Origin of the sequence: Patulibacter medicamentivorans (genome assembly GCF_000240225.1) — a bacterium.
GTDB classification, from domain to species: domain Bacteria; phylum Actinomycetota; class Thermoleophilia; order Solirubrobacterales; family Solirubrobacteraceae; genus Patulibacter; species Patulibacter medicamentivorans.
The window spans coordinates 1-5,441 of sequence record NZ_AGUD01000237.1 but is presented as its reverse complement, the minus strand read 5'-3'; the positions used below and the strand labels follow the sequence as shown (position 1 = coordinate 5,441).

The window sequence follows — 5,441 nt, the reverse complement described above, 5'->3', positions numbered from 1 at the left end:
GGCGGCGCCGCCGCGGCAGCGGCTCCCGCGCCCGACCAGGCGCCCGCCGCGGCGAGCCCGGCCGACCCGGCGGCTCCCGCCGTCCCGGCCAAGGTCAGCGTCCGCGATCGCGGCCGGATGCGACGGCGGCTGCGCTACCTCCGCCGCGTCCGCGAGCTCGGCTACCGCGATCTCGGCGGCCTCGTCTTCGAGCTGCGCCGGGCCGGCGCCCAGAACGAGGTCCTGGTCGGGGCCAAGTTCGACGCGCTGGTGCGGATCGACGCCGAGCTGCACGCGCTCGAGCGAGGGCTGCGCGACTTCCAGCCGATCGAGGAGCTGCACGAGCCGGGCGTCTCCGTCTGCGTCCGCTGCGGCGCGCTCCACGGCAGCGAGGCGAACTTCTGCCCGCAGTGCGGCGTCCGCGTGGGCCACACCGGGGCCGCCCCCGGCAGCCCCGCGCCGCCGCCGGCCGCGGTCGCACCGGGCCCGCCGGCCGGCAGCCAGCCGACCGCCGGCGCGGCGCCGACCACGGGCCAGGGCCCCGCCGGAGCACCCCCCGGCCGATGAGTCGCAACGAGCCGACCCCGATCGTCTGCCCGCGCTGCGGCGGCACGGTCGGCGCCGAGCAGTCGTGGTGCCTGACCTGCGGCGCCCCGGCCCGCACGCGGATGCGGCCGACGCCGAACTGGCGGATCCCGGTCGCCGCGATCGCCGCGCTGATCATCGTCGTCGCCGGCGGCACCGTCGGCGCCTTCGTCGCCCTGACCACCGACGACGAGGCGCCGGTCGCCGGCCAGACGACCACGCCGCCGCCCGCGGCCACGGCACCGCCGGCGACCGCGCCGCCGGCGACGGTCCCGGGGCAGACGACCCCCGGAGCGACCACGCCCGGCACCACGACCCCCGGCACCACGCCGCTCACCGGGACGACCGGCACCACCGCGCCGACGACCACCGGCGAGCGGACCGCGACGCTGCGCGGCCAGTAGCGCTCGCGCTTCGCGGCCGCGCCGCCGCTCAGACCGGCGGCATGACCGCCGGCCAGCGGCCCGCCAGCGACGCGATCGCCCGCTCGACGACCGGCGGACGCGGCCCGGTCGCCACCGGCGCCGCGGCCGACGGCCCCGCCAGGACCTCGAGCGTGGCCGCGACCGAGCGCGCCAGCGCCTCGACCGCGTAGCCGCCCTCGAGCACCAGCCCGAGCGGGACGTCGAGCTCGTCGGCCAGCCGGTCGACCGACCCGGCGATCGCGGCGAAGCCCTCGTCGCTGACCCGGCAGGTCGCCAGCGGGTCCTGCTCGTGCGCGTCGTAGCCGGCGGAGACCAGGATCAGCTGCGGAGCGTAGGAGCGCGCGATCGGCAGCACGACCTGCTCGACCATCGCCGTCCAGGTCTCGTCGCCGCTGCCGCCCGGCACCGGCAGGTTGACCGTGAACCCCTCTCCGGCCCCGTGGCCGCGCTCCGACGGCAGCCCGGTCCCGGGATACAGCGGGTGCTCGTGGATCGAGCAGAAGAGGACCTCGTCGGTGCCGGCGAAGATCTCCGCCGTCCCGTTGCCGTGGTGGACGTCCCAGTCGACGATCAGGACCCGCTGCAGGCCGTGGCGGTCGCGCGCGTGGCGCGCCGCGACCGCGATGTTGTTGAAGAGGCAGAAGCCCATCGGCTGGGCGGTCTCGCAGTGGTGCCCGGGCGGCCGGTGCAGCGACGCGGCGCGGCGGGGGCGGGCCGGGTCCTCGCCCAGCAGCGCGTCGACGACGGCGATCGCCCCGCCGGCGGCGTGCAGCGCGGCCTCCCACGACCCCGCGGAGACCACGGTGTCGGCGTCGATCGCGCCGCCGCCGGTCGCCGCCAGCGCGCGGATCCGCTCGACGTGGCTGGGTGGGTGGACCGCCTGCAGCTGCTCGACGGTCGCCGGCGGCGACTCGCGAGCCTCGAACCCGCACCAGTCGCGGGCCTCGAGCTCTCGCTCGATCGCGACGATCCGCGCCGCTCGCTCGGGATGCGAGCCGGTGTCGTGTCGCAGCGACGACGGGTGACGAAGGAGCACCGGAGCCACGACGGATACGGTACCTCGCATGCCCGAGACGGCCGAGCAGACCACCGACGTCCTGGTGGTCGGCGCCGGCGCCGCCGGCCTCTATGCGGCGCTTCGGGCCGCCCGCGACGGCGCGCAGGTGACGCTGGTCAGCGCCACGCCGCTGGCCCAGACCGCGTCCTACTGGGCCCAGGGGGGCGTCGCCGCGGCGCTCGCCCTCGACGACGACCCGGCCGCGCACCTGGCCGACACCGAGCGCGCGGGCCGCGGCCTGGTCCGCCGCTCGGCCGCCGAGGCGCTCTGCCGCGAGGCGCCCGAGGCCGTCCGCGACCTCGAGGCGCTCGGCGTCCGCTTCGACGCCGACCGCCACGGCCGGCTGGTGCTCGGGCTGGAGGGCGGCCACACCCACCGCCGCGTGGTCCACGCCGGCGGCAGCGCGACCGGCCGCCGCCTGGTTCGCCAGCTCTCCGCCCGGCTCGTCGCCCAGCCGGGCGTGCGGGTGCTGGAGAACACCCGCGTGACCGCGCTCTGGACCAGCGACGGCCGCTGCGTCGGCGCGATCACCGATGGCGGCCGCCAGCTGCGGGCGCGGGCCACGATCCTCGCCTGCGGCGGATCGGCCGCGCTCTGGTCGCGGACGACCAACCCGCCCGGCTCGGTCGGCGTCGGCGCCCAGCTGGCCTACGCCGCCGGGGCCGAGCTGGCCGACCTCGAGTTCGTCCAGTTCCACCCGACGGCCGTGACCGGGATCCCGGGCCGCGAGGGCTTCCTGGTCACCGAGGCGATCCGCGGCGAGGGCGCGACGCTGCTGAACGGCGCCGGCGAGCGGTTCGTCGACGAGCTGCAGCCGCGCGACGAGGTCGCCGCGGCGGTCTGGCGGACGATGCTCGACGAGGGCAGCGACCACGTCCTGCTCGACATGCGCCAGGTCGACCCCGACGGCTTCCCGAACGTCGTCGGCGCGCTGCGGGAATCGGGGCTCGACCCGGCCACGACGCCGATACCGGTCGCCCCGGCCTGCCACTACACGATGGGCGGGGTCGCCAGCGACTTGCACGGCGCGACCCGCGTCCCGGGGCTGTTCGCGATCGGCGAGACCGCCTGCACCGGCCTCCACGGCGCCAACCGCCTGGCCTCGAACTCGCTGGCCGAGTGCGTCGTCTTCGGCGGCCGCGCCGCGCGTGCCGCGCTCGACGTCGACGAACTGCCCGATCGACTCGACCCGGCCCCGACCGAGGCCACCGTCACGCGCCCGGAGCGCGCGACCCAGAAGGCGCTGTGGGCCCACGCCGGGATCGAGCGCGACCCGCGGGGCCTGGCCCAGCTGCTCGGCGACCCGCACCCGCTGGCGCGGGCGATCGGCGCTGCCGCGCTGGCACGCGAGGAGTCGCGCGGCGCCCACCACCGGGTCGACTTCCCGCAGCTGGACCGGGCCCTGGACGGGGTCCACCTGGTGATCGCCGACGGCGAGGAGCCTCGCCGCGAGCGCTGGTCCTGACCCCCGTCGCGAGCGGCCCGCGCGGCGACCCGCGGGCTGCTTAACCGAGACCCAACACGACGCGGGTTTCTACCTGATGACCGTGGTCCGCCGAGTCCCGCGGCACCCGCTGCCCTGGGTCAGATCGGCGAACGAGATCCCCGTCACAGATCGCCATGTACCACCTCAGCCGAGCGCTCTACCGCGACGTCACCCGCAACCTGCCGAACGGCGGCTGTCACGCCAGCCAGGAGCGCGTGCTCCGGGCGTGCGAGACGACCATCGAGCGGCTGGTGACCGATCCCCACTACTTCGCGCACCCCGCCCGTGCGCTCTTCTACGAGATCCGCTTCCTGTTCCCGATGCGGGCCCAGGCCCAGGTCTGGCGGATCGTGCAGCACTACATCGGCACCGTCGCCGGCGAGCTCGAGCGCCGTCCCGACCTCGGCCACGAGCTGACCGGCACGAAGCCCTGCTGCCAGGCGACGACCCGCCGCGGCGCCGCCTGCCAGCGCGACCCGCTGCCCGGCTCCCGCTACTGCCCCTCCCACCAGCACCTGGCGGAGACCGAGGAGACCATCGAGGACCTCCGCGAGCAGGTCCCGGTCGGCGCCGTCCTGGCGGCCTAGCCGCGGCACCCGGCGTCGCCGCCGGGTGCCGGGCCGTCGCCGAGCGGCGAGGTGATCAGTTGACCTCGTGGAAGCCGCGAGTCGGAGCGGCGGTGGCGGAGACGGGACGTCCGAAGAAGTCCTGCCCGCCGTTGCCGGCGATGACCGCGCCGCTGCCTGCGGCGGGCGACGTCGCTGCCAGCTGGTAGCCGCTGACGTTGCCGATGCCGGCGGGCGCCGTCGCCGCGGGCGCCAGCATCTGCGGGTCGGCGGTGATCTTGTTGGCGTCGGCCGGCTCACCGGCGGTGTGGTTGCCGTGGATCAGGTTGTGGTCGACGACCGCGTGGGCGCCCGTCGGCGTCGACCAGGTCCCGGTGCCGAGGTTGACGACGACGTTGTTGCGGAAGCTCCACGCCGTGCTCGTCGTCCCGCTCCAGCCGTCCTGCATGAACGGCTTGGCGGGCACGCCGGGGGCGATGTAGATCGTGTTGTTGTAGATGTCGGAGTTCGGCAGGACGCCGAGCGCGAAGGTCACGACCCCCTTGGCGCCGGTGTAGGCGTCGTTGACGCTGAGGTTGTACCGGGCGGTCACGCCGCTGCCGTGGAAGCCGCCGCCCTCGAGCAGCAGGAACCCACCCTCGTTGTCGTGGGAGTAGTTGTACTGCAGGGTCGTGTCGTCGGCGAGCAGGTCGACGTCGAAGGCCTGCCCGTCGGTGCTCTGGGTGTGCACGCGCGAGACCTCGTTGTACTCGATGGTCGTGTGGCGAGCCTTGGTCGGCCAGATGCCCCCCGACGACGGCTCGGAGGAGTTGCGGACCGTCACCAGGCCGGCGTTGTCGACGACGTTGTGGTCGATCTGGTTGTACTTGGCGCCGCCGATCACGATGCCGTCGCTGTCGACGTTGGTGACGGTGTTGCCCGAGATCGTGATGTCCTTGCTGAGCGCGTCGTAGGCGACCGCGTAGAGCAGCCCGGTCGACCAGTCGCCGAAGATGATCCCGGTACGGCCGACGTGGTCGACGACGTTGTCGAGGATCCTCACGTCCTTGTAGCTGCTGGCCCCGGTGGACAGCGGGCTCAGCGGGTCGGCGATCACCGCGATGCCGCCGTTGAAATGGGCGTCGGCGCCGTTGCACACGAAGCACCCGTTGACCCTGCGGACGACGTTGCCCTGGATGGTGATGCCGCTCTTGAGGGCGCCGCTGGTGTTGTTGACGAGGATCCCGACGCGGTTGCTGCCCGTGATGTTGTTGGTGCCGTTGTCGTTGGTGACCTCGAGGCCGGTGATCGTCCAGTAGCTCTGGTTGACCAGGTAGACCGCGCCGCCGCCGGCGCCGCCGCCG

5 protein-coding genes and 1 pseudogene are annotated in these 5,441 nt (G+C 75.1%); 4 read left to right on the top strand and 2 right to left on the bottom strand.

Annotated elements, in window-relative coordinates:
- Both PAI11_RS27360 and PAI11_RS15585 read left to right on the top strand, forming a co-directional pair.
- Positions 1–546, top strand: a pseudogene (locus PAI11_RS27360) (hypothetical protein); the annotation flags it as partial.
- A complete protein-coding gene (locus PAI11_RS15585; protein ID WP_007576487.1) occupies positions 543–968 on the top strand; it encodes a hypothetical protein in 426 nt (141 codons plus the stop codon). The pseudogene PAI11_RS27360 and the gene PAI11_RS15585, both read left to right, overlap by 4 nt.
- Before the next feature lie 28 nt (positions 969–996).
- Here the strand turns inward: PAI11_RS15585 and PAI11_RS15580 are convergent, their stop codons facing one another.
- Positions 997–2,034 (bottom strand): histone deacetylase family protein, encoded by a 1,038-nt coding sequence (locus tag PAI11_RS15580; RefSeq protein WP_244406555.1) that lies wholly within the window; start codon positions 2,032–2,034, stop codon positions 997–999.
- A gap of 19 nt (positions 2,035–2,053) precedes the next feature.
- On the opposite strand from PAI11_RS15580, the gene PAI11_RS15575 reads away from it, so the two are divergent.
- Complete coding sequence (locus tag PAI11_RS15575; protein WP_007576485.1) at positions 2,054–3,511, top strand: L-aspartate oxidase; 1,458 nt, start codon at positions 2,054–2,056, stop codon at positions 3,509–3,511.
- 155 nt (positions 3,512–3,666) lie between these two features.
- Positions 3,667–4,119, top strand: coding sequence for a hypothetical protein (locus PAI11_RS15570; RefSeq protein ID WP_007576484.1), 453 nt, complete (start codon positions 3,667–3,669; stop codon positions 4,117–4,119).
- A 55-nt stretch (positions 4,120–4,174) separates the two neighbouring features.
- Here PAI11_RS15570 and PAI11_RS15565 read toward each other — a convergent pair.
- On the bottom strand, positions 4,175–5,441 hold a 1,267-nt coding region (locus PAI11_RS15565; protein ID WP_040600572.1), incomplete at its 5' end, for a right-handed parallel beta-helix repeat-containing protein.

Bases quoted from the DNA above. Each gene is read 5' to 3' on its own strand.
- PAI11_RS15585 (WP_007576487.1), top strand. From the start codon at position 543: ATGAGTCGCAACGAGCCGACCCCGATCGTCTGCCCGCGCTGCGGCGGC.
- PAI11_RS15575 (WP_007576485.1), top strand. From the start codon at position 2,054: ATGCCCGAGACGGCCGAGCAGACCACCGACGTCCTGGTGGTCGGCGCC.
- PAI11_RS15570 (WP_007576484.1), top strand. From the start codon at position 3,667: ATGTACCACCTCAGCCGAGCGCTCTACCGCGACGTCACCCGCAACCTG.